The following is a 19,518-nucleotide window of genomic DNA, read 5'->3' as shown; positions in this document are numbered from 1 at the left end:
TCCTATTCATTATAGCCTTGAGGATGTTTCACATGCCATTGCCAAGCGGTGGCGATAATGTCCTTGACCTCAGTTACTTCTGGTTGCCAGCCTAAAACTCGTTTGGCTTTTTCACTAGAAGCAATTAATGTACTAGGATCCCCTGCTCGGCGTGGGGCGATTGTCGCAGGAATTTCTTGGCCTGTCACTTCGCGAGCAGCATCTAACATTTCTTTAACAGAATAGCCGTTGTTGCTTCCCAAGTTAAAGACGTCACTTTCGCCGCCATTTTTCAAATATTCTAAAGCCAAAATATGTGCTGCAATCAAGTCTTCAATATAAACATAATCTCGAATGCACGTGCCATCTGGGGTATCATAATCATCCCCAAAAATACTTAGCTCTGCTCGTTGGCCTAATGCCACTTGTAAAATAATTGGTACAATATGCGTTTCTGGCGTGTGATCCTCACCAATTGAGTCATCTTTTTTTGTTCCTGCAACATTAAAATAACGCAAAGCAACATATTTCATTCCATAAGCGTTGTCGCACCATTTCATGATTTTTTCCATCATTAATTTACTTTCCCCATACGGATTTTTAGGATTCGTTGGGGTTTCTTCTGTAATAGGCATTGCTTTTGGTTCGCCATAAGTGGCCGCTGTGGAAGAAAAAACAATATGTTTCACTCCAAATTCTTGCATGACTTCCAAGGCAATTTGCGTGCCGTGAACATTGTTATTGAAATACATTAACGGTTTCTCCACGGATTCTCCTACTAAAGAATTGGCCGCAAAGTGCAACACCCCTTCAATTGATTCCTTTTCAAAGACACTACGTAAAAAAGCTTTATCACGAATATCGCCTTCATAGAAAGTCGCTTGTTCATGAACTGCTGAACGATGTCCCGTTAATAAATTATCAACAACCACAACGGCATACCCTTTTGAAATTAATTGATCGACGGCATGTGAGCCAATGTAGCCTGCGCCACCTAATACTAAAATAGACATTTAAAGCCTTCCTTTCTAAAATAACTTTCTGGCACCATCATCAATTGATGCAGGATAAAAATCAGCAGCATAGCCAATTTTATCTTGATAACTCTGGCCAACAGCTTCAATAAATGCATCTATATTTTGCTTTGGTACCAAAGCAATACTACAACCGCCAAACCCTGCACCAGTCATCCGTGCGCCCAAAACGCCTGGTTGTTCTTGCGCACAAGCCACTAAGGTATCCAACTCAATACCGGTTACTTCGTAATCTTCTTTTAACGAACGATGAGAGGCATTTAATAATAAGCCAAATTCTTCCAAATCCCCTTCAGTTAGTGCTTGTTTTGCCAATAAAGTTCGTTCATTTTCTGTGACGGCATGACGCGCTCGTTTAATCAACGTTGTATCTCCAATCAATGCTTGATATTGTTCAAATGTCTCGCTGTCTAATTCACCTAAAAATTCAATAGATAACTCTTTTTGAAGCAAACGAACGGCTTCTTCGCATTCTGCACGGCGTTCATTATATTTTGAATCTGCTAATTCACGACGTTTGTTGGTATTCATAATGACAATCGTATACTCACCTAATTTGGCGGGAACCATTTCATAGTGCATATTATTGGTATCTAGTAGAATAGCTTGATCTTTTTCTCCCATCCCTACGGCAAATTGGTCCATAATTCCTGAATTAACGCCAATAAATTCATTCTCCACTTTTTTACCGATTTGCACCAATTCAAGCATTGGACAGTGTAAAGCATATAAATCATTACAGATCGTTCCCATTAAAAGTTCAATAGAAGCGGAAGAAGACAAGCCAGCACCATTAGGAATCGTACCGTAGAAGAGCACATCTAAGCCAGAATCAATATTGTGTCCGCTTTCAATCAAGTAATTTAAAACGCCTTTAGGATAATTTGCCCAATCATCTGAATCTGAATAGGTTAAATCTTCTAATGAAAATTCGATGAGACCAACCTCTTTAAAATTATCAGAAAACATTCGAATTTTTTGGTCGTCTCTTTTTCTTGCCACACCAAATGTCCCTAAAGTAATAGCCGCTGGGAAAACATGACCGCCATTGTAATCTGTATGTTCACCAATCAAATTAATTCTTCCAGGGGCAAAATAACAGGCTGTCCCTTTCTCACCAAATATTTCTACAAATCGATTCATTAACAGTTCTTCCATCACTAATCGCTCCTTTCACTAGTAAACAAATTGTATAATATTTACTAAACTTTTGCAAATATTTACTTAACATTTTCTTAATTGTCATTTTGATTGAAAACGTGTACAATACAATTAAGTAAAGATTTATTTTCTTAGCGTTTCTTTTTGACTATTTAAATAATCTAAACAACAAAGTTAAATTTACTAAATATTTACTTGAAGGAAGGATTGATTATTTTGACTATTTCAACTGAATCATTTGGACAAGGAATGCTTCTTTACACACTGACGAATAAAAATGGTGTGACTTTAAAAGCAACAGATTTTGGTGCGCGAATTGTTGCGCTTGACGTTCCTCTTACAAAAAATGAATCCCGATCACTCGTGCTAGGCTTTCCCTCAGCAGATGAATATTTGTCTAAAGACTTATATTTTGGTGCAACAATTGGTCGAACAGCTGGCCGAATTGCCGATGGCTCCTTTGAACTAGCGGGTAAAACGTATCAAACGATGATTAATACTCCTACTCAAACAACACTTCACGGCGGCACACCTGGGTTTGAAAGTAAAAAATGGCACAGCAAAATCCAAGAGGCACAAGTGAATCCTTCTGTGAAATTTTGGCTAGAGAGTCCTGCTGGTGAAAATGGTTTTCCTGGAAATCTCACTGTTTCAGTCACGTATACATTGACTGAAGAAAATGAATGGCAAATTGAGTATCAGGCAACTACAGATGAACAAACACTTTTTAATCCAACCAATCATGTCTACTTTAATTTAACTGGAAATCCCGCAATCCCCATTGATGCGCATGAGTTGCAAATAAATGCCCAAAAGTATGTCCCGCTTGATGAAAGAGTTTTACCACTTGGAGAATTAGCTTCCGTCGACCAGACAGCTTTTGATTTACAAAAACCTAAAAAATTAGCTGAGGTTTTTTCAAGTAACGATGAACAAATCCAAAAGATGAACGGCTTCGATCACCCTTTCATCTTAACCAATCATGATTTAATTAACCCAGATGTTATCTTAAAAAGTCCTACTAAAGATATCACCTTAGAAATGTTCACTGATCAACCTTCAGTTGTTATTTTTTCAGCAAATTTTGCTGATAACGGTCCCGATATTCAAGGGCAAAAATTAGTCAATCACGGAGCGCTCACATTTGAAACCCAAGTCTGTCCTGGTGCTGAAAGATTTCCCTTGTTCGGTTCTATCACCCTCTCACCTGAACAGGAATTTCACTCAACGACCCGTTTCAAACTAATTTATTAAGTGAAATGATGCTCTTAACCAAGCTTATCTTCGAACTAAAAAAGATAAGAATGGTTAAGAGCACTTCTATTATTTGACATTTTTAATCGCTCCATTTACACTATTTTCAATTAGAAAGGTGGTGATGTCTATGTATGCAATCAAATTTTTTCATGGCTATTTAACTGCAGATGGTAAACGTACGCGAGATAAATCAGGTTGTTTAGTTTACCACTCTGAAAAAGAAGCACAAAAATTAGCAGATAAAATTGGCGGGAGAGTTAAAAAAATTGGATAACCTTAGGTAAAGGATAGATAAGCAAGGCTATTTTGCTATCTGTCCTTTTTTATTTTACATATTCCTCGACTTATTGTATTGATTTGATACAATAGAGAAAAAGCCTAAAGGAGCGCTTACATGAAACAAAATGACTTTGATTATATGCAAATGTTAAAAGGTGAATTATATTACGCCCCCACCATTTTACCCGAAAATAAATCAACAAAAGGCAAGGTGTTAGCTCAAAAAATCAATCAACTTCCTATCGATAATGTGAAAGAAATTGTGGCCCTAGAAAAAGAATTATTAGGAAAAACTGGCAATGAGTTATATATCACCCCACCCCTCCATGTAGATTACGGTCGCCATATTGAGGTAGGAGAAAATTTTTATGCAAATATGGATTGCATTTTTTTAGATGTAAACAAAATCATCTTCGGTGATAACGTCATGGTTGGCCCTCGTGCTAGTTTTTATACTGCCGGCCATCCAATTGATCCAACGATTCGAACTGCAGAATTAGAATTCGGTACGCCAATTATTGTTGAAGATAACGTGTGGATTGGCGGCAGTGCCACCATTTTACCTGGCGTTACAATTGGAAAAAATGCTATTGTCGCTGCTGGTGCTGTGGTTACAAAAGACGTTCCTGCCAACACGATTGTTGGGGGTAATCCAGCAAAAGTCATTCGCAAAATTGATGAAAACGATCAGCAATTTTGGACAGAAAAGCAACGGCAGTATCAAATCGCTAAGAAGCAATTCTTTCATGAATAAAAAATCCCCAATCCAATGAAAATAACGGATTGGGGATTTTTTATTTTAATCTTCTTCATAATAATTAAACATCCAATGGATGCCAAACTGATCTTTTAAGGAACCATACTTTTTGGACCAAAAAGTTTCAGACAATGGCATTGTAACAGTGCCACCTTCAGATAATCGTTTAAATAAGCGATCAATTTTTTCATCATCATCTGTGCTAACCACGAGCGAAAGGTTATTTCCTTCCGTAACTTCAAAACCAAACATATCAGGAACATCTGAAATCATTACATAGGTTCCTTCAATAATTATACTTGCGTTCATCACTAAATCCTTTATCTCGTCGTTTATAGGATGCTGAGGATCTTCAGGTGCTTCGCCAAAAGTCATTAAATTTTGACATTTTGTATCAAAAACATCTTCATAGAACGCAATTGCTTCTTTTGCTTCACCTTTAAAATTTATATACAGCTCTAACAAATGACTCATCTTCTTTCATGATCAAATTTTATACTTTATTTTCTCATGATTTGTCAGAAAGCAAAAATAGTCTGCTTAAAAATCTGATTTTTCTAGTAACAAGGTAACAAATTTTTCCAAATACAGTTGGTCAACCGCATCATAGCTATTTGTTACACCACTATCAATATCTAAAACACCGACCAATTGATGATTTTTTACCATCGGTACAACGATTTCAGACATCGCAGCTGAGTCACAAGAAATATAATTGGCGTGTGTCTTCACGTTATCAACAATCAATGTAGCTTGTTTTTCCGCGGACTCACCACAGACACCTTTGCCCATTTTAATTCTGGTACAAGAGACTTTCCCTTGAAAAGGACCCAAAACTAATTCTTCATCTTTATATAAATAATACCCAGCAAAAACGGTATCTGGTAATGTTTGTGCAAGTAACGCGGACGAGTTTGCTAAATTTGCAATAGCATCCGTTTCTATTTCTAACAAACCGCTCAATTGTTGTAAGCACAATTCGTAGGCTGCTTTTTTGTTTTCTCTCGTTTGTTCAGTCATGCTTGGTTCATCTCCTTCATTTTGTCTTATTATAAAGGAAGATACGCAAAAGTGCTATGTTAAAGTGAGTCAAACAAACTTGAAACGCTGATACACGTTGTGAGCAGAAGCACTTTATAAGGATTAAACTGTGACGAGTAACCGCTAGACTGACACTATGCGTTGCTCAGAGCTGAACCTTGTTTCCTCTGTTTGGCTTTTTAGCATTCTATTTCTACCTAATTTTAAAGCAAGTTAAACCCATTGTCCTTTCAACATAATCTTGCGTTTCTGCGGTTTTCTAGCAATCACTTCTGCTGTAGAAGCTGCTTCTGTAAAGATAAAGTTTGCTTCGTCGCCTTCTGTAAACCAAAGACGTTCTTCTTCAAATGAAAAAGGTGCTTCTTTGCCACAGCCATGGACGTAAGCTTGAGTAAGTTGCTCTTCTGTAATCTTTCCTGTCATTTCACAAAAATTACGTAATTTTTCAAATAAATCACCTGAAACATTAGAACTCCAAGAGTCAAAAAAGCCATCACTACCTAAATGAACCGATACACCAGCTTGGCGTAACACATCAATTGGTGGCAATAAATAACGAGGATCATAGGGAATTGTAGACATAATCGCCGTTTGATGCGTTGCCAAGCGTTGGTATAGTTTTTCTTTTTCTGCTGGTCGTACATCTAGCAGCGCAAAGGCGTGACTGATAGCGGTTCGCTGAGTAAATTTTCGTTCTTCTAAAATGTCTAAAAATTTATCAATTGTATAAACGCCAACTTCCCCCGTATCATGCAAGTGGATATCGATTCCTACTTGAAATTCTTCTGCCAGATCAAAAATGGTTTCTAAAGATTCTTCAATTGCATAATCAATGCCTGCAGGATCTAAACCGCCAACCATTGTTCCACCATTTTTTAGGGCTTCTCTCATGAGTAAAACCGTGTGGGGATTTTTTAATAATCCATGCTGTGGAAAGACAACAATATCATAATCAATCACATGCGCATATTTTTCTAAGGCTCTTTTGACGCCCCAGAAGTTTTCTAGTTCTACGTAAGGATCGATGTTGACATGTGTCCGAATATAAGAGGCTCCATACCCAATCAATTTTTCAATCATGACCGTTGCTCGTTGTTCTGTTGACGGCGCTAACAATTTAAGTTCACTGGCTTCGTCTGCTAAACGCTCTTTTAAATTCTTAACAGGTTGGCTAGCACGCCAGCCTAATGAAAGGTAGGTTTTATCTAAGTGATTATGGCTCTCTTGAAAAGCGGGAATAGCCAGTTGTCCGTTTAAATCAGTGCCTTGTTGTTTTTCAGTGACTTGATTTTGCGGAATAATCGCTTGGATTTTCCCTTCTTGAATCGCTAAAGTATAGCGTGCGGTTTTAGTATACGTTAATTCGTGGTGGTCTTTAGCAAAACCAGTTTCTAAACGAACATTATTCAAATAAACAATGGATGCTGTCATTCTCTTTCCCCCTTTTGAACGGCTTCAACCAGTTGTCCTTTTAGTATCAGTTGTTGGATTGGCTGTTGGCGTGCAATCACGTGAGCAGTGCTCTCAGCATTAAATAGTAGGAAATCTGCAGAATCGCCGACGTTAGGCCAAACTCGCTGCCCGTTAGGATCAAGAGGCGTTACAAAATTACTCGCTAAGCCCCATAAACGATTCAAGCGATACTCATCGCTAATTTTAAATCTTTGAGCGGCTGTATTTAATTTTTCTATTGTATTGCCACTGCCAAAAGGCGACCAATGATCCGTCAAACTGTCATGAGCCACGGAGATCTTAACACCTTGTTCAACCAAGGTTGGAATCGGCATGGTGGGCATTCCAATCGGTACAGTCGAAGTCAAATCAATCCCTGTTTCGATGAATTTTTGCGCAATGTCTCTAATTGCTGCTTCTTCTAAGCCCCCTAAGGCTAAAGCATGACTTAAAGTGACTTCGCCAAACATTTTTGCTTGTTCTGTATAATCAACAAATTTATTAAATTCATAAAGTCCCAAAGTATCACGGGCGTGTAAATGAACATCAATTTTTTTATTAAATGTGGTAGCTAATTCAAATATTTTTGCGATTGAATGATCCACATGACGATCCACAAGGGCTGGATCAACGCCACCGACATGAGTTGCCCCCATGCGTAAGGCTTCGCGCATCAAAGGTTCGACTTGTGAGCGGAGTAATCCATGTTGAGGAAAAGCCACAATTTCATGAGTAACGTATTGTTCATATCGACTAAATGCTTCTTTAGTAATTTCAATATGTTTCGTTCCAATAGATGGATCTACATTACAATGACTGCGAATATGATAATGGCCTTGTTGAATATACTGCTCAATAACTTGGCAAGCACGTTCTAAACTAGTTGGTAATTGTTCAGGTAACAGCCAAGTTTCTTCTTCAATACGTGTTAAAATTCCTTTCGTTAGTGGACGACAGGCCTTCCAAGGTCCCCCAAAATACGTTTTATCAATATGAATATGCATTTCTCTTAGAGCAGGTAAAACGAGTTGCTGATTCACATCGATAACTGTTTCGCTCTCTAAAGGCCTTAACTGCGGTGCGACCGCAGTACAGACCTCGTTTTCAATTCGAATATCATAGCTAGCTGTTTCTGTCGCAACAATTCGCTGATTCACAGTAGAGAATCCTGTTTCTAATTTACAGTTTTTTAAAAGCATGACAAACCCCTTCCTACCTTCATTCAATTAGTTAACATAGGCCCATTTTAAACTGTACGTAGGTCCAAATGAATGCCAATACAGATCCTTGATTTTTTGATTAGCTAATACAGAAATGCTTCGATTGTAGATTGGTGCTAAAACCGTTTCCTGATTCACCAAAATATCTTGTGCTTGAGCAAAGTCATTTAAACGAGCCTCTTGATCAGCCGCATGTGTTGTTCTAGTCTCTTGGATTAATTGATCATACGTATCACTCTTGAACGTTACGCCGCCCAAGGTACTATCCGAAGTAAAGATGCGCATAACTGTTAATGGATCACGATAATCGGTTCCCCAACCAGATAATTCTAAATCATAGTCTCTCGTTTGATCACGATCAACACGAATAGTAAAAGGTACTTGAGTAACATTCACTTCTAATCCGTCTAGATTTTCTTCCAATTGAAATTGGAAAAACTCAGCAGCTTTTTTGGCGCTGTCTGTATCATCTGTTAAAAATTCTAATTTGATTTTATCCAGCCCAATTTCTTTTTTCCCTTTTTCCCAGAATTCTTTTGCTTTCGCTGTATCGTAGGTTAAGTAGTTATTTTTCTTAGCAGCTAGTTTTGTGAAATCTGTTCCATCTGGCGCAATCGTTTGTCCCGGCGGAATTACTTGATCTGTGGCCGTTGATTGATCTTGCAAGACTTCTTTTACAAAACTTTCTTTATCAAAAGCTTGTGCCAACGCTTTACGAATATTGTTGTTCGCTAAAGCCGGATTTTCTTTTCCATCACGAACACTGTTCATTTTTAAAAAGTATGTGACGAATTGAGGAATTGAAAGAAAGGCTGGATTATCAACATAACCAGGAATAAATTCACCACTTAGCTTATTCACTACATCCAATTCATTCGAGTCAAACAAATTCACCGCTGTCGTTGGGCTCTTAATTACTGAAACTTTTGCTTCTGTTAATTTAACTTTTTCAGCATCCCAATACGTATCATTTTTTTCGTAGGTCCAGTCATCGGAAGAGGCATTATCCCATTCTTTCAATTTAAAAGGACCATTATAAATCAAATGTTCTGCATCAGTGGCATATTTATCCCCTTGTTCTTTGATATATTTTTCATTTTGTGGAAACAAAACAGGAAACGAAAGCAAAGATTTCAAATAAGGGGTGGGCCGCTCTAAAGTTATTTCTAACGTTTTATCATCTAGCGCCTTAACCCCAAGAGTATTCACATCTGCGCCTTCTAAAGCAATTTCCTTAGCATTTTTAATGACATCAAAAAATAACGCTTGATGAATCGACCCTGATTTAGGGGAAGCAACTTGTTGCCATGCATAAACAAAGTCGTTTGCTGTTACTGGATCATCATTCGACCATTTGGCATCTTCTCTAATCTTAAATGTATAAACGGTTTCATCTTCAGAAATCGCTGGTTCTTCGGCAGCGACCCCCAACTCTAATTCATCTTCTTTACCTAAAACATAGAGTCCCTCATAAACTTGATTCATGACTAAAGTCGAGGTCGTATCCCCCGCTGTGTGTGGTTCCATTGTCGAAATAGCCGCTTCAGAACTAATTGCAATTTTTTGTTCCGCTGCTTTATTACTATCAGCCGAGTTTCCCGTTCCCGCCTGACAAGCCGTTAAAGCTAAAAGCAAACCGACGCATCCTAACATTTTTAATTTCTTCATACCGATCCCTCCATTTTACAAACTATAACCTTCAAAGTTACCAGAATTTTCTGATAAAATATAGAAAAAGAAGCATATCTGATAAGAGTCTCAAAAAACTTACAGATTATAGAAATACTTGAGACATTTAAAGTAGCTGAAACAATAGTAAAAGCATTAAAAATTAAGTATACTATTGCTATATCTTTAAACGATGCGTTTCTATAGGTTGTAAGCGCTGATTGTTCTTATTTGGTCACTTGTGACTACCAATCACGTGATGACTTGGAACTTTTTTCTATTAGTATAAGGATACCTTATTTTCCCTAAAATAGTTTTGTAACATCTTACAATAAATACACTTAATTTTTAGATAATTCATACAAAAGGAGGCCTTGCTAATGATGACGGTCAATGATCTACTCCATGCAGAAGAACTACCTGGTTTAACCTTATTGACACACGAGACCAATTTAGATGCGCCAATTCTACAAGCAAATATTTTAGAAAATCCTGATGCTTTTGACTGGTTAACGCCAGGAGAAATTTTATTAACTACCGGATATATTTTCAAAGATCAGCCTTGCTTGCAAAAACGTCTTATTCAAGAACTAGCAAATATGAACTGCGCTGCCCTAGGCTTTAAAGTCCAACGCTATTTCAATGAAGTTCCACAAGAGATGATCCAATTAGCAAATGACGTCGGATTACCAATTCTCTCAATCCCTTATAATTACAACTTTTCTCAAATTATTTCATTGGTCAATCGCCGAGTCAATCAACCTGACGAAACGATTAGCCAACATTCTGTTCATATGCATAATAAATTTTATACAATTATCAAAGCTGGCGGAAAAAGTACCCAATTACTAGAAGTATTAAGTGCCGCGATTCAAGCGCCTGTAATGCTTTTAGACGAGCGTTTTCAGATTATGAATCATTTTGATTTACCTGATGCGCCAACAAGAATAACCAGTATTTTAAACAACGCGACTCTCAAAAAACAGTTTGAGACAGCTTTAAAAGCCCAGAACAATGAGCTCCTATTATTTTATAAAGAACCATTGACTGTTGAATTTTCCTTAGCGAACCATCAGTTATCTTTGCGAATTTTACCCATCAAAAAGAAAAATCTCAGCTTATCTTACTTAGTGATTTGGCAAACTACCAAAAAATTACAGACGATTGATTTATTATCTGTGGAGGTCTGTGCTCACTACCTTTTACCACAACTTCAATTAGAATCTTCGGAAAATTTAACAACGAGGCAAAAGATCGGGGCGCTGTTTCAAGACCTTATCCAAGAAAAAAATACCAATCCTCAAGCTTGGCAAGAATTTAGTAATTATCTGCAATTAAATGAAAAAGATACATTTAGTCTCTTGCTTGTAGCCATTGAACAATTGGAACAACTGTTTAATCCGACTATTCAAATGAATAGCATTGGCCATCAATTGAATCATATTTTAGAAGGATATCGACAAAAAATTACTGCCTTTCCTACACAAACTGGCTTTATTTTATTACTAGAAAATCCAGCACAAGAGGAAGCCACCTATCTTGCACAAACCACTCATCTTGCCAAGAATTTACTAGAGCAACTAATGAAACTGAATCCAAAATTATCATTTAAATTAGCGATTGGTCCAACTGTCAAAAAAATCACCAATCTGTGTGATTCTTATAAATTAGCACAAGAAACATTCCACTTAGCACAAGCAAGTCAAGAATTACAACAACGAACTATTTTGAATTATGACGACCTCTTTTTTTATCGTTTAATGATCGAAACCCTGACCAAACAAGCCAAACAAAAAATATATCAACGATTGATTGAACCATTAGAAAAAGAAGATCAAAAACATGAAAGTTCCCTACTAGAAACCATCAACACCTACTTTCAATCGAATAAAAATATTTCGTTGACTGCCACAAATATGTATGTACATCGTAATACAATTATTTACCGCTTAAAAAAAATAGAAGAGATTCTTCACTTAACTCTAGAATTTCCTGATAGTTCGCTACAACTAAGTTTGGCTGTGTATTTATATAAACAAAAATTACTATAAAAAAGCCACCACGAATAGTAAATCGTGGCGGCTTTTTTAACTGTTTCAATTTTGTTAGCGAATAATCATTACAGAAATTGGGGCATATCGAGCCATATAAGCTGCTTGGCTACCAAAAAAGCTTTTTAATTTGCTAGTTGACTTGGAGCCAATAATTAACAAATCTGGTTTATTCAAAGGAATAAGCTTATTAATAATTAATTCCCCTGGGTTTCCTTCATTGACAATTACACTTACTTTATCGATGCCATTCGCTAACGCTTCTTGTTGATATTTTTCCGTTTGTTTCTCTAATTTCGCCAACTGTTCTTGCCAATAATTTTTATCTAACGATTGGTAAACATTAATCTCCTTCTCTTCTAAAATCGAAACAATAACCAATTCAGCTTGTTCTTCTTTTGCTTTTTGGATAGCATAATGAAATGCTTTTAACGCATCTGGCGACTCTTCAACACCAACCATAATTTTTGAAAATTTCATTATTTAACCTCCTCTACTTGTTGCTCCATAGCTGCAAGCTGCTGTGCGTATCGTTTATCGCCTTTATATAATTCTACAACCGTCCAAACTAACAAGAGGATGACGAGTGCTATGATGACATAAGCAATATTATCGGCTAACGTAATTTGACTCGCTGTCGGATTATCACCGAAGAATCCTTCAATTTGATCAGGTAAGCCTTTCATATTAAGGTAAATTAAGCCAATGACAGAAACCCAGCCTAACAATTTAATTAACCACGAGTTTTTAAAATGTTCACCCATTTCAACACGGCTATCTGTAAACATCAGTAAAGGCAACATCGAAAATGGCAAAGCAAATGCTAGAAAAACTTGTGAATTGTTCATTAAATTATTAATCGCGATATGCTCTTCCACTGTACTTTTCCCGCTGGTCATTAAAACACAGATTAAGACAGGAATAACAGATAACAAACGTGTGACCATCCGACGTAACCAAATTGGCACGCGCATATGAATAAAGCCTTCCATAATGATTTGACCAGTTAACGTTCCTGTAATTGTTGAATTTTGTCCTGATGCCAATAAGGCTACCGCAAATAAAATCGATAAAATTCCAGAACCTGCAATATGCGCTAAAATAGAATTACTCATAACCGCTGGATTTGATAAAGCATCAAACAAACCAAAGAATGAAGGATCTTTGACACTGCCGGATTTAAAAACGGCCACACCCATAATCAATAATAAAGAGTTAACAAAAAATGCCATCGTTAATTGAATATTAGAATCCCAAGTTGAAAAGCGTAAAGCGCGTTGAATATCGGTTTTATCTTTACGATCAATTTTACGACTTTGTACAACAGAAGAATGCAAATACAAATTATGAGGCATCACTGTTGCACCAATAATCCCCAATGCACCTGTCAGTGGCGTTTGCCCATTCACCGCATGTGATGTAGAAAAAGCTTCTGCGCTAGGAACCAGCCCTTTAATTACATCTCCCCATACTGGATTTGACAATGCCACTTGATAAGCAAAAATCACAAAAATAACAACAATTAAAGCAACAACAATAGCTTCAATTTTTCTAAAACCAATTTTTGTCAATAACAACAAAAGTAAAACATCAAATACCGTAATGAAGACAGCCAGACCTAAAGGAATATGAAATAATAAATATAAGGCAATTGCGCCCCCGATAACTTCAGCGATATCTGTAGCCATAATTGCTAACTCTGTTAAAATCCATAATACAATACCTAACGTCTTACTAGTTCTAGCACGAATCGCTTGTGCTAAATCCATCTGTGAAACAATGCCTAATTTAGCCGCCATATATTGGAGCAACATTGCAATCAAACTGGAAATTAAAATAATCGACATCAATAAATATTGAAAATTTTGTCCCCCAGTAATTGAAGTAGACCAGTTTCCTGGATCCATATACCCCACTGCTACCAATGCTCCTGGACCTGAGTAAGCAAATAACGTTTTCCAAAAACTCATATTTTTAGGCACGTCAATGGTGCCATTAATTTCTTCAAGCGAAGGACCATTTGCATATTCAATCAAATGATGTCTTTGCTTTGGTTCATGTTCTTCTGAATTTTTCAATTCAATTCCTTCTTTCGTTTTGCAATAATTTTAAAAGGTCCTTCCCGTCAGAAGGCTAACCTCTAATATATTTTAGGTACACCTAAAATATACTGCTAAAAATAACAAAATGCAAGACTTGAAAGAAAATTTTGACAGTGTAAAAATAGATTGTCGTAAATGTGCGGTCTTAAAGTTTGAAGAAATCAGAGTAGCTGGTAGTTGATTATCTTAAGAAGTAGAAAATAAGGGACCTAAGTCATTTCGGCTTAGGTCCCTTATTTTATTTTTATTCGGTTATTCTATTAAGAATGGTTGCTACAATTTCTGTCGTGTCAGCTGAATGATTTCTAAAAATCTCGGTAAACTGAATCTGACGAAAACCTTCAAGTACTTCGGGCAACTTATTTTTCCCCCATTCAAAAGTTCCATCATTTCTTTTCAATAATCTTTGTAAAATTTCTTCTTTCTCGACCGCTAACAAAAAATGATAAACGTCAATGCCTGCTCGTCTCAAATATCCAATCAGCTCTTCTTCATATTCTTTTTTATAAAGGGTCATTGGAACAATAATCGGCCGTCCAGACTCTTTGGACATTCGTTTTAATAAATGAGCATTCCAGCAACGCCATTCCTGATACTCTTGAAAATCATTTTCTTTCATTTCTTCGGGAACTAGCTCCATCAATGCACTACCAATAATTTCTGGATCATAAATGATTGCATTGGGAAGTTTTTGTTGTAACTCATGTGCAATGGTCGTTTTTCCGGCTCCAAACGCACCGTTTAACCAAATAATCATCATAATTTCCTTTCTTCTGAACAAATTTCTTTGTTGTTTAATTTAGATGCTAGATTACTTTTAATTTTTTATCCATTCACGTATAGTTACTACTTACATCTTTAACAGTAAACGAAACAAACTAAAAATACAACATCCTATACTATTCACCTTGCGTTACATAACATACTCAACTGATAATTTCCCCCTAAAAAAACAGAATGTGGGCAATCTTTTTAAGAATCATTGAATAGAATAACAACAAACAGTAATTCAGGTATAACTAGCTAGAAATTGTTTTATTTTTAGTCACGAGTATGATAAGCATGTAAATCAAATAGAATCATATTAGGTGAGGTTACTCTGAAGAACACAGGTTATCGCTCGGAAATGTCGAGAGACAGTAACGAGTAAAGCAGGGATTGTCGAATTAAGGCTTTCCTAAGATAACTAGAATTTTTTTCTTACGTCTCAGAAAGCCAAAGCTCAATTATTGTGATTACCCTATAATCTTCTTCTTTTATTCGGCGACCTCTTTAATATGATTAATTGGAGGTTTTTAAATTGAAAGCTGTCACTGCATCATCTAAGAAAAATACCCTACTTGCTAAAAGTATCGGGAATCTTACCTTGCTCATCATTTTAGGCATTTTCATTTTTATCATCGTCTTCTCTTGGCTAAAAATGAATCGCCCTCTCCACACCCTTCCCTCAGAAGAATTCCTCGCAACACCAAGTAAAACAGATGATTTCTTATCTCCATCAAATCTTTTTTACTTTTCAATTCGAACCATGTTTCGAATGATTGTGGGGATGGCTTGGTCCTTCCTGTTTTCCTTTGTTTTTGGTATTTTAGCCGTAAAATATAAAACGGCACGAAGAGTCATTTTACCATTAGTTAATTTCCTTGAATCTGTTCCATTGCTAGGTTTTTTGACCTTTACAACTGCTTGGTTACTTGGTTTATTTCCAGGAAATGTGATGGGCGCAGAAGCGGTTGCTATTTTTGCCATCTTCACAGGTCAAGCTTGGAACATCATGTTGACTCTTTATCAAATAATGGAAGTTATTCCTTCAGATCTAGTCAATGTGACCGATCAGTTCAAGTACAATGCTTGGGAAAAATTTTGGCGTCTTGAATTTGTTTACTCAATTCCTGGCTTACTTTGGAACGTTATTATTTCTCAAACTGCGGCTTGGTTTGCCTTGGTGGCCAGCGAGCAAGCTTCTGTTGCCTTTCCTAAAGAAACCAACCTTTATTTACCAGGAATTGGTTCTTATATCCAAGTAGCATTAAATCGAGCCGACTTTAAATCCTGTTTATGGGCTGTTTTTGCCTTATTAATCAATGTGGTGATTTTAAACTTTTTAGTTTTTCAACCTTTAGTTCGAGCCACTTATTATTTTAAATATGAAACAGATGTCGAAAGTACGACGCCACCTAAATCCATCATTTATCATTTATTAAAAAAAGCAACTTTAACGAAATACTTTTCAAAAGCTTTTGTGAAATTCAGTCATTTTTGGATTTACGATTTACCAAAAGTTTGGTACTTTTTCAAGCTAGACTATCTCTATCGATTACTAGCAAAATTACGCCATTTCTTCAAAACATTATGGTATGTCAGCTTAACCATTATTGGGGTTTATTGTTCTATTAAGCTCTATCATTTCTTGCCCCATCAAGATTTCAGCATGATTCCTAGATTAACCCTTTATACTACACTACGGGTTACCTTGGCTATGGTCGTTGCTGGCATTATCTTTACTCCCTTAGCAATCTGGGTTGCGAATGATAATCGGCGCTTAAGTATCGTTCAACCGATTGGACAAATTTTAGGCTCCATTCCGTCAAATGTTTATACTCCATTCATTGTGTTGATTATTAGTATGGGCTTCAACAAATTAGAATGGTGGATTTTACCACTCATCATGGTTGGTTGCCAATGGTATTTTTTCTTTAATGTAATTGCTGGCTACTTAGCCATCCCTGATGATATTCGTGACGTAACCAAACTTTTTAAATTATCTAAATGGCAATGGTGGACAAAATTTTTGATCCCTTCTATTTTACCTTACCTCATTACAGCAATTATTAACGCTGCTGGTGCTGCTTGGAACGCTGATATCGCAGCAGAAAGCATTCAATGGGGCAAAAAATCAATAGATGTTACTGGCCTAGGACAATATATTGCGGCAAACGATGGCGTAAAAGATAAATCTGCCTTAGGAACCTTAGCGATGTGTTTCGTTGTTGGTTTATGTATTGCCTTTGTTTGGCAACCTTTATATCGAGCAGCAAAACAAAAATTTCACTATTAATAGCTGGACGACTCAACTCGACTAAATTTTTAAGATAAACTAGAGAGGAGAACGATAGGTGATTTCCCTTTACCTATCTAATAAGACGATGGAAAATAAAGAATTATTAAGCATAAAATCAGTATATAAAGAATTTGAAATTGAAGGACATTCAGAACATTTAAAAGTCCTTGAAAATATTGATTTAACAGTTAAAACGAATGAATTTTTAAGTATTATCGGACAATCAGGAACAGGAAAATCAACGTTGCTCAGAAGTATTGCTGGACTTCTTCGTACAACTAGAGGTGAAATTACTTTTGAAGATAAAATCATTAATGAGCCTGATGCCAATATCGGCATGGTTTTTCAACATTTTGCCCTTTTTCCTTGGTTGACAGTTGAAAAAAATATCAGCTTTGGCTTAGAAAACCGTAAAGAAATTTCCCGTGAACAAATAAATAAAAGAGTCAGTAATCTCATTGAAATGATTGGTTTAACTGGTTTTGAAAAAGCTTATCCCAGAGAGTTATCTGGTGGAATGAAACAGCGTGTAGGCTTTGCTCGTGCTTTAGCCATCGAACCTAGCTTATTGCTCTTAGACGAACCTTTTTCAGCTTTAGATATCATTACAGCCAGCCAATTATCTAACGATTTATTAGAAATTTGGCTAAACAATCAAATTGCGACTAAATCAATTGTAATGATCACGCATGACGTTCAACAAGCAGTCCAACTTTCTGATCGGGTTGTATTAATGGATGCAAATCCTGGTCGTATTGCCAAAATTTACTCAATCGATATCCCCAGAAATCAACGTTCGCCAAAAACAACCATTGATATTGTAGAACAAATAACAGAAGAAATGGTTCGTCGCATTCATTTATAAATAGAACTATTTTGACTTCTGCTTATGTCTTGACAAAGAGTTACTTAAAAGACTATTATTTCTTTGTAATAAGTTAGGTGAGGCTCCTATACAAACATAGGCTATTGCTCAGAAATGTCGAGAGACACCAATGAGTAGAACAAGACTGGTCGAGGAGAAGGCTTTTCTCAAAATAGCTAAGAGTGATCTTTACGTTGTATAGTGCTAAAGCTCAACGTTCATGTTGATGTATATTTTTAGTCTCTAGTCAATCAGTTAAGTACTTTTATTTAAAATTAAGAGAGGAGTGAAAGTATGACTACTATGTTAGCAATCATTGGAACTGTTGTAATCATCACAGTTCAAGTTATTGAATATAATATGACAGAAATTCATATTCCCACTGCAGGAACATTTAATGACGATGATGCAGAACCCCCACATTCTTCTGTAACCCTTGTATTTATTCGCACTATACTTATCACTCTCTCACTTAACTTTCCATCTCATTTTTTTGAGATGGTTTTTTTATGTATTCGAGAAAATAATAAACAAAAAAGACTGTTAAATCATTGATTTAACAGTCTTTAGTATACCGGCGGCCGGGGTCGAACCGGCACTCCCGTGAAGGAACTGGATTTTGAGTCCAGCGCGTCTGCCAATTCCGCCACGCCGGCAAAATATTTTGGAAGGCGGTAACCGGATTTGAACCGGTGATGAAGGTTTTGCAGACCTCTGCCTTACCACTTGGCTATACCGCCATATTCCATTTTTGTTACAAAAAAACTGGGGTAGCTGGATTCGAACCAACGCATGACGGAGTCAAAGTCCGTTGCCTTACCGCTTGGCTATACCCCAATAAAATTACAAAGGGCGACCGATGGGAATCGAACCCACGAATGCCAGAGCCACAATCTGGTGTGTTAACCACTTCACCACGATCGCCGTAATCTTAAAAAGTGTATCTATTAAATAATTAAATGGCAGGGGCAGCAGGAATTGAACCCACACCAACGGTTTTGGAGACCGTTGTTCTACCTTTAAACTATGCCCCTAAAATGGAGGAAAGTGGATTCGAACCACTGAACCCTAAGGAACGGATTTACAGTCCGTCGCGTTTAGCCACTTCGCTATTCCTCCATAAATGGCGTGAGACAGAGTCGAACTGCCGACACACGGAGCTTCAATCCGTTGCTCTACCAACTGAGCTACCACGCCTAAAACAAAAGCTTGTTCAAATAATTTTCAAGTAACAACATTAAATGGCGGTTCCGACGGGATTTGAACCCGCGATCTCCTGCGTGACAGGCAGGCATGTTAACCCCTACACCACGGAACCAACCGAGTAATGGAGGTTAACGGGATCGAACCGCTGACCCCCTGCTTGTAAGGCAGGTGCTCTCCCAGCTGAGCTAAACCTCCAAAAAGGAATGTTACTATTAAAATAAATGACCCGTACGGGACTCGAACCCGTGTTACCGCCGTGAAAGGGCGGTGTCTTAACCGCTTGACCAACGGGCCAGTTTGTAAATATGAAACGGAGAGTAAGGGATTCGAACCCTTGAGACAGTGTTTACCGCCTACATGATTTCCAATCATGCTCCTTCGGCCT

Annotated in this window: 17 protein-coding genes, 11 tRNA genes and 2 riboswitches (1 of these 30 cut by a window edge); of the genes, 7 read left to right on the top strand and 21 right to left on the bottom strand. The window is 37.1% G+C overall.

Annotated features, from left to right (window positions below; translation table 11 throughout):
- Positions 1-2 precede the first annotated feature (2 nt).
- Positions 3-992, bottom strand: a complete 990-nt coding sequence (galE, locus tag IGJ52_RS04610) for a UDP-glucose 4-epimerase GalE (protein WP_438791941.1) — start codon at positions 990-992, stop codon at positions 3-5.
- Between the two features lie 15 nt (positions 993-1,007).
- Positions 1,008-2,171 (bottom strand): galactokinase, encoded by a 1,164-nt coding sequence (locus IGJ52_RS04605; protein WP_438791940.1) that lies wholly within the window; start codon positions 2,169-2,171, stop codon positions 1,008-1,010.
- Between the two features lie 198 nt (positions 2,172-2,369).
- On the opposite strand from IGJ52_RS04605, the gene galM reads away from it, so the two are divergent.
- The 3 genes from galM (at position 2,370) to IGJ52_RS04590 (ending at position 4,464) form a co-directional block, all read left to right on the top strand.
- On the top strand, positions 2,370-3,428 hold the full coding sequence (gene galM, locus IGJ52_RS04600) for a galactose-1-epimerase (RefSeq protein ID WP_317852886.1): 1,059 nt from the start codon (positions 2,370-2,372) through the stop codon (positions 3,426-3,428).
- A 130-nt stretch (positions 3,429-3,558) separates the two neighbouring features.
- Positions 3,559-3,705 carry a hypothetical protein gene (locus IGJ52_RS04595; protein ID WP_002384758.1) on the top strand — a complete coding sequence of 49 codons (147 nt, stop codon included), beginning with the start codon at positions 3,559-3,561 and terminating at the stop codon, positions 3,703-3,705.
- A 120-nt stretch (positions 3,706-3,825) separates the two neighbouring features.
- Positions 3,826-4,464: a sugar O-acetyltransferase gene (locus IGJ52_RS04590; RefSeq protein ID WP_002379300.1), complete on the top strand. Its 639-nt coding sequence runs from the start codon at positions 3,826-3,828 to the stop codon at positions 4,462-4,464.
- Positions 4,465-4,509: 45 nt separating this feature from the next.
- Here the strand turns inward: IGJ52_RS04590 and IGJ52_RS04585 are convergent, their stop codons facing one another.
- The 5 genes from IGJ52_RS04585 to IGJ52_RS04565 form a co-directional block, all read right to left on the bottom strand.
- Positions 4,510-4,941, bottom strand: coding sequence for a VOC family protein (locus IGJ52_RS04585; protein WP_033600444.1), 432 nt, complete (start codon positions 4,939-4,941; stop codon positions 4,510-4,512).
- Positions 4,942-5,007: 66 nt separating this feature from the next.
- Positions 5,008-5,487, bottom strand: coding sequence for a GAF domain-containing protein (locus IGJ52_RS04580; protein ID WP_002360627.1), 480 nt, complete (start codon positions 5,485-5,487; stop codon positions 5,008-5,010).
- A gap of 234 nt (positions 5,488-5,721) precedes the next feature.
- Entirely contained in the window at positions 5,722-6,939 is a 1,218-nt protein-coding gene (locus IGJ52_RS04575; RefSeq protein ID WP_438791939.1) for an amidohydrolase, read from the bottom strand.
- A complete protein-coding gene (locus IGJ52_RS04570; RefSeq protein ID WP_002382064.1) occupies positions 6,936-8,186 on the bottom strand; it encodes an amidohydrolase family protein in 1,251 nt (416 codons plus the stop codon). The genes IGJ52_RS04575 and IGJ52_RS04570 overlap by 4 nt, the downstream gene beginning before the upstream one ends.
- Complete coding sequence (locus IGJ52_RS04565; protein WP_002363656.1) at positions 8,187-9,848, bottom strand: peptide ABC transporter substrate-binding protein; 1,662 nt, start codon at positions 9,846-9,848, stop codon at positions 8,187-8,189.
- Between the two features lie 380 nt (positions 9,849-10,228).
- On the opposite strand from IGJ52_RS04565, the gene IGJ52_RS04560 reads away from it, so the two are divergent.
- The gene (locus IGJ52_RS04560; RefSeq protein WP_002358159.1) at positions 10,229-11,899 is read left to right on the top strand and encodes a PucR family transcriptional regulator; all 1,671 of its coding nucleotides are present in this window, start codon (positions 10,229-10,231) and stop codon (positions 11,897-11,899) included.
- A 54-nt stretch (positions 11,900-11,953) separates the two neighbouring features.
- On the opposite strand, the gene IGJ52_RS04555 is transcribed toward IGJ52_RS04560, so the two are convergent.
- From IGJ52_RS04555 to IGJ52_RS04545, 3 genes are all read right to left on the bottom strand, one after another.
- Entirely contained in the window at positions 11,954-12,379 is a 426-nt protein-coding gene (locus IGJ52_RS04555; protein WP_002358161.1) for a universal stress protein, read from the bottom strand.
- On the bottom strand, positions 12,379-13,977 hold the full coding sequence (locus IGJ52_RS04550) for an Nramp family divalent metal transporter (protein WP_002382010.1): 1,599 nt from the start codon (positions 13,975-13,977) through the stop codon (positions 12,379-12,381). The genes IGJ52_RS04555 and IGJ52_RS04550 overlap by 1 nt, the downstream gene beginning before the upstream one ends.
- Before the next feature lie 268 nt (positions 13,978-14,245).
- Positions 14,246-14,761, bottom strand: coding sequence for an AAA family ATPase (locus tag IGJ52_RS04545; protein ID WP_002397861.1), 516 nt, complete (start codon positions 14,759-14,761; stop codon positions 14,246-14,248).
- 313 nt (positions 14,762-15,074) lie between these two features.
- A riboswitch (M-box (ykoK) riboswitch) is annotated at positions 15,075-15,242 on the top strand.
- Positions 15,243-15,286: 44 nt separating this feature from the next.
- Here IGJ52_RS04545 and IGJ52_RS04540 point away from each other — a divergent pair.
- The 3 genes from IGJ52_RS04540 (at position 15,287) to IGJ52_RS04530 (ending at position 18,482) form a co-directional block, all read left to right on the top strand.
- On the top strand, positions 15,287-17,059 hold the full coding sequence (locus IGJ52_RS04540; protein WP_002384764.1) for an ABC transporter permease subunit: 1,773 nt from the start codon (positions 15,287-15,289) through the stop codon (positions 17,057-17,059).
- An 88-nt stretch (positions 17,060-17,147) separates the two neighbouring features.
- A complete protein-coding gene (locus tag IGJ52_RS04535) occupies positions 17,148-17,927 on the top strand; it encodes an ABC transporter ATP-binding protein (protein ID WP_002360638.1) in 780 nt (259 codons plus the stop codon).
- Positions 17,928-17,989: 62 nt separating this feature from the next.
- Positions 17,990-18,157: riboswitch (M-box (ykoK) riboswitch) on the top strand.
- Positions 18,158-18,221: 64 nt separating this feature from the next.
- The gene (locus tag IGJ52_RS04530; RefSeq protein ID WP_002382058.1) at positions 18,222-18,482 is read left to right on the top strand and encodes a hypothetical protein; all 261 of its coding nucleotides are present in this window, start codon (positions 18,222-18,224) and stop codon (positions 18,480-18,482) included.
- A gap of 17 nt (positions 18,483-18,499) precedes the next feature.
- Here IGJ52_RS04530 and IGJ52_RS04525 read toward each other — a convergent pair.
- The 11 genes from IGJ52_RS04525 to IGJ52_RS04475 form a co-directional block, all read right to left on the bottom strand.
- A tRNA-Leu gene (locus IGJ52_RS04525) sits at positions 18,500-18,583 on the bottom strand.
- 13 nt (positions 18,584-18,596) lie between these two features.
- A tRNA-Cys gene (locus IGJ52_RS04520) sits at positions 18,597-18,667 on the bottom strand.
- A gap of 25 nt (positions 18,668-18,692) precedes the next feature.
- A tRNA-Gln gene (locus IGJ52_RS04515) sits at positions 18,693-18,764 on the bottom strand.
- A gap of 14 nt (positions 18,765-18,778) precedes the next feature.
- Positions 18,779-18,851: transfer RNA gene (locus IGJ52_RS04510), tRNA-His, on the bottom strand.
- 36 nt (positions 18,852-18,887) lie between these two features.
- Positions 18,888-18,961 (bottom strand) — tRNA-Trp (locus tag IGJ52_RS04505).
- 4 nt (positions 18,962-18,965) lie between these two features.
- Positions 18,966-19,046 (bottom strand) — tRNA-Tyr (locus tag IGJ52_RS04500).
- 5 nt (positions 19,047-19,051) lie between these two features.
- A tRNA-Phe gene (locus IGJ52_RS04495) sits at positions 19,052-19,124 on the bottom strand.
- A gap of 45 nt (positions 19,125-19,169) precedes the next feature.
- Positions 19,170-19,245: transfer RNA gene (locus IGJ52_RS04490), tRNA-Asp, on the bottom strand.
- Positions 19,246-19,255: 10 nt separating this feature from the next.
- Positions 19,256-19,328: transfer RNA gene (locus IGJ52_RS04485), tRNA-Val, on the bottom strand.
- Between the two features lie 27 nt (positions 19,329-19,355).
- A tRNA-Glu gene (locus IGJ52_RS04480) sits at positions 19,356-19,427 on the bottom strand.
- A 17-nt stretch (positions 19,428-19,444) separates the two neighbouring features.
- A tRNA-Ser gene (locus tag IGJ52_RS04475) sits at positions 19,445-19,518 on the bottom strand (it continues 15 nt past the right edge of the window).

This window comes from Enterococcus sp. DIV1758, from assembly GCF_051711985.1.
Lineage (GTDB): Bacteria > Bacillota > Bacilli > Lactobacillales > Enterococcaceae > Enterococcus > Enterococcus faecalis.
The sequence above is the reverse complement of the archived record's forward strand: the minus strand, read 5'-3'. Positions and strand labels throughout refer to the sequence as shown.